The following is a 702-nucleotide window of genomic DNA, read 5'->3' as shown; positions in this document are numbered from 1 at the left end:
TGGGGGAGAGTATTTACGTCTTACGGTCATACCGTTGACCTTATCCCTGCACAACACGTTACCCCCTTTGTTCGCGGTAATAAAAACGACAGTAACGATGCGCTTGCTATCTATGAAGCAAGCTTACGCCCTAATATTAAATTCGTTCCTATTAAAACCGAAGCTCAGCAAGAAATACTCATGCTTCATAAAATACGCGAGCGGCTGCTACAAAACCGCATTGCTGCAACGAATCAATTACGCGGTTTATTGGTCGATTTTGGGTATGTATTTCCTGTCGGTATTAAGGCATTAGAGCAAGGACTCATTGCGTTTGAAAGTGACTCTGCACTTCGCCCGCTATTACGTACAATGGTGAGTGATATTTACACTGAGTACAAAACTCTTGTTAAACGCATTAAAGCCATTGAAGCGATGCTTACTGCACATGTTGAACGCGATGCTAACGCCAAAATACTTCACTCTATTCCTGGCGTGGGTGTGCTCAATGCCTCAGCTTATGCAGCGTCAATCGGGAACGGTCAGGCATTTAAAAATGCAAAAGAGCTGGGGGTGTGGCTAGGGTTAACACCTAAACAATACGCGTCAGGCGATAAAAGTAAAATGTCTGGTATTACTAAGCGCGGTAACAGTTACCTACGAAAACAACTTATTCATGGTGCTCGCGCCATTATCGCCAGAAGCCACCATAAAACAGATGCG

General features: G+C 44.3%; 1 protein-coding gene. It reads left to right on the top strand.

Annotated features, from left to right (window positions below; all coding sequences use genetic code 11):
* Positions 1-702, top strand: a 702-nt coding sequence (locus tag GQR56_RS21300; protein ID WP_166115385.1) for an IS110 family transposase, incomplete at both ends; no start/stop codon positions are given.

The organism is Pseudoalteromonas sp. Z9A5, assembly GCF_011378875.1.
Taxonomy (GTDB): domain Bacteria; phylum Pseudomonadota; class Gammaproteobacteria; order Enterobacterales; family Alteromonadaceae; genus Pseudoalteromonas.
This window is presented reverse-complemented; position numbering and strand designations above follow the sequence as displayed.